This is a genomic window from bacterium, assembly GCA_036524115.1.
Classification (GTDB): domain Bacteria; phylum JAUVQV01; class JAUVQV01; order JAUVQV01; family DATDCY01; genus DATDCY01.
Genome location: DATDCY010000093.1, coordinates 1 through 2,732, shown reverse-complemented (window position 1 = coordinate 2,732; position 2,732 = coordinate 1). Strand labels below are relative to the sequence as shown.

Annotated in this window: 4 protein-coding genes; 3 read left to right on the top strand and 1 reads right to left on the bottom strand. The window is 73.8% G+C overall.

Features of this window, described 5'->3' with window-relative positions:
* A partial coding sequence (locus tag VI078_04490; GenBank protein HEY5998545.1) for a hypothetical protein occupies window positions 1-582 on the bottom strand: 582 nt, incomplete at its 3' end.
* 251 nt (window positions 583-833) lie between these two features.
* Between VI078_04490 and VI078_04485 the strand changes: the two genes are divergently transcribed.
* The 3 genes from VI078_04485 to VI078_04475 all read left to right on the top strand — a co-directional run bounded on the left by VI078_04485 (window position 834) and on the right by VI078_04475 (window position 2,728).
* On the top strand, window positions 834-1,733 hold the full coding sequence (locus VI078_04485; GenBank protein HEY5998544.1) for a phosphatidylglycerol lysyltransferase domain-containing protein: 900 nt from the start codon (window positions 834-836) through the stop codon (window positions 1,731-1,733).
* A gap of 52 nt (window positions 1,734-1,785) precedes the next feature.
* On the top strand, window positions 1,786-2,106 hold the full coding sequence (locus tag VI078_04480) for a hypothetical protein (GenBank protein ID HEY5998543.1): 321 nt from the start codon (window positions 1,786-1,788) through the stop codon (window positions 2,104-2,106).
* Between the two features lie 109 nt (window positions 2,107-2,215).
* Entirely contained in the window at window positions 2,216-2,728 is a 513-nt protein-coding gene (locus VI078_04475) for a helix-turn-helix domain-containing protein (protein HEY5998542.1), read from the top strand.
* Window positions 2,729-2,732: the final 4 nt, after the last annotated feature.

The window sequence follows — 2,732 nt, the reverse complement described above, 5'->3', positions numbered from 1 at the left end:
GGCGCGCGGGCGGCGGCCGATGGGGCCGACACGCACCGCGGCGGCGGACGGACGGCAGACGGGCGTCGCCTGAACGTGCAGGTCCGCCTGGGCGCCAAGGACTGCCAACCGCGCGGCGGCCGGCGCCAGGCGCGGCTCCCGCCGCTGGTATCCCCGGTAGATCCAGTCCCACGTGAAATTCTCGAGGAGGACGGACGGCAGCCCGGCCGCGCGCGCCACGGCGATGCCCAGCGGCGAAATGTCGCAGAGCACCAAGCGGCAGCGGGCGCGGCGCATGGCCTGCGCCAGGCGCTCGAGCAGGGCCGGCTCCGGCGGGTAGACCGCCCGCAGCCGCGCCACGGTGGCCGGGAGGTCCTCGGTGAGCGGATCCGGCTGGACAAGGCCGACGTCCGAGACGACGGGGTGAAGGGTGAATGAGGCGCCAAGCGAATCGGCGAAGAACCAGCGCGGCACGGTCGTGAAGAGATGGACCGGGAGACCGGGCGCCCGCTCGCGCAGCGCCGCGAGCACCGCGGCGGCGCGGGCCGCGTGCCCGAAGCCGTGCGGCGTGACGAAGCAGGCCACGGCCCCCCGCGCGCGCATCGGCCCATCCTGCCCCTGCCGCCATCACCAGTCAACGCGGGAGGGGCGGCCACCCAAGACGCCCCGCGGTCGGTCAATCATTTGCGGCGCAAAGGGCCGCACTTGGCTTAGATTGGTGCCTGCGAACCGTAACAGCGGAGGGGTGGCGCGGGGGGGAAGCCCTCCGCCGCACGGACCGAAGGGAGTACGGTGGAGGTCCGCAGCGACAGGACCCCGAAGCGTGCACTGGCATCAAGGTCGGGGATTGCCGGATGGACTTCCGCCCGCTCACCTTTGACGACAAGCCGCTCATCGATGCCGCCCTCGCCGCGCATCCCCCCGAGATCTCAGAGCTGACCTTCACCAACTTCTGGGTCTGGCGCCGCAAGCGCGCCGTCGCAATCGCGCGCGATGCGGCCGGCGCCCTCGCCCTGCTCTGCGAGGAGCACGGCGAGCGCTTCTTCCTGCCGCCGGTCGGCGGGTCGGACCTCGCGGCGTCCGCGCGGGAGCTTCGGGCGCACGCCCGCGCCGGCGGCTTCCCCTTCTCGATGCGGCGGGTGCCGGCGGCGGCGGCGCGGGTGTTGGCGGCCACGGGCCTCTCGGCAGCCCCCGACCGCGCCAACTTCGACTACGTCCACGCGGTGCGGGACATCGCCGAGCTTGCCGGGCGGCACTTCGACGGCAAGCGCAACCAGATCCGCCGGCTGACGGAGGCGCGCGTCTGCGTCTTCGAACACCTGGACGAGGCGACGGTCGCCGAGTGCCTCGCGCTCGAAGAGCAGTGGTGCGACCTGCGCACCTGCCATCTCGACCAGGACCTCGCCGCGGAGCAGGAGGCGATCGCCGCCTGCCTGAGGCTGCGCCGGGAGCTGGGCGTGTTCGGCGGCATCGTGCGCGTCGACGGGCGTCTCAAGGCCTTCGCCCTCGCCGAGCGGCTCCGCCCGGACACCGCCGTCGTGCACTTCGAGAAGGCCGACCCGTCCGTGACCGGCATCTACCAGCTGATCAACCACTGGTTCTGTCGCGAGGCGCTCGGCGATTTCACGTTCGTCAATCGCGAGCAGGACCTCGGCCTGCCGGGACTACGGCGGGCCAAGAGCGGCTGGCGGCCGCACCACCTGGTCGAGAAGTGGACGCTTACGGAGCCGCCCCCGGGCGCCGGCCCGCCTTGACAAACGCGCGGCCGGGCACTACTCATTGGCCATGCGGATCATTTCAGTCGGAATGCGCTCCCCCCGCGCCGGCGCGGTCCGGGCGGCCGTGGCGCTGCTCGTCGTGATCGCGCTGGGGCTGGGTTTCGTGCCCGTCGCGGTGGAGATGCCCCTGCTGCCCGCCGGCGAGAGCACCTGCCACGTGGAGCCCATCGACGTCTGCGACGCCGGCGCTTCGGATCTCGGCGTCCTCGCCGACCTGGATGTCCTCCCGCCCGCCCGTGTGGCCGTCCTCGCGGCTCCGGCGGTGCTGCGCGCCCCGCCGGAGCGCGGCGCCCCCCTGCGGGAAGGCGTTTCGACGGAAGTCTACCGCCCGCCCCGTACCGCTTGCTGACCCCGCGTCCGCTCCGGGGGGGTTGCCGGCGCCCGCGCAGTTCCGCGCCCGGCGAGCCGACGCCCCCCGGCACAGTCGAAGACCACGGGCAGCCCAAGGGGTGTTTGCGATGGAGCCAGGATTTCGTCTTCTCACGAACAAGGAGCAGGAGAAGCTGCGGCAGGAGGCGGTGCAGGCCGTGCAGCAGGGAGAACCGCCGAGCCGCGTCGCGCGGCGCCTCGGCGTCACGCGTCAGGCGGTGCACCACTGGATCCGCCGGTACCGCGCGGGAGGCCCCGCGGGCCTGCGAACCCAGCCGCGAGGACGCCGCAAGATCCGCCCGCTGCTGCCGTGGCAGGAGGAGCGGGTGAGCCGGGCCATCCTCCGGGTGCCACCGGCGGCGCTCAACGTGCAGGCCTCGTCCTGGACGAAGCGGGCCATCGCCGATTTCGTCGAGGACAGCTTCGGGGTGCGGCTCCCGGAGTGGATCGTGAGCGCCTATCTGCGGGATTGGGGCTTCGGGCCGCAGCGGGTGGTGCGCCACGCGTTCGCCGACCCGGCGGCGCGCGCCGAAGCGACCGTGCGCCGGCCGGCCGCCGTGGGGCCGCCGATGGCCCAGGCCGTCCAGACGGTCCGCGGGTGAGCGG

Excerpts from the sequence above, each read along its gene's own strand:
- VI078_04485 (HEY5998544.1), top strand. The coding sequence starts at position 834 with ATGGACTTCCGCCCGCTCACCTTTGACGACAAGCCGCTCATCGATGCC.
- VI078_04480 (HEY5998543.1), top strand. The coding sequence starts at position 1,786 with ATGCGCTCCCCCCGCGCCGGCGCGGTCCGGGCGGCCGTGGCGCTGCTC.
- VI078_04475 (HEY5998542.1), top strand. The coding sequence starts at position 2,216 with ATGGAGCCAGGATTTCGTCTTCTCACGAACAAGGAGCAGGAGAAGCTG.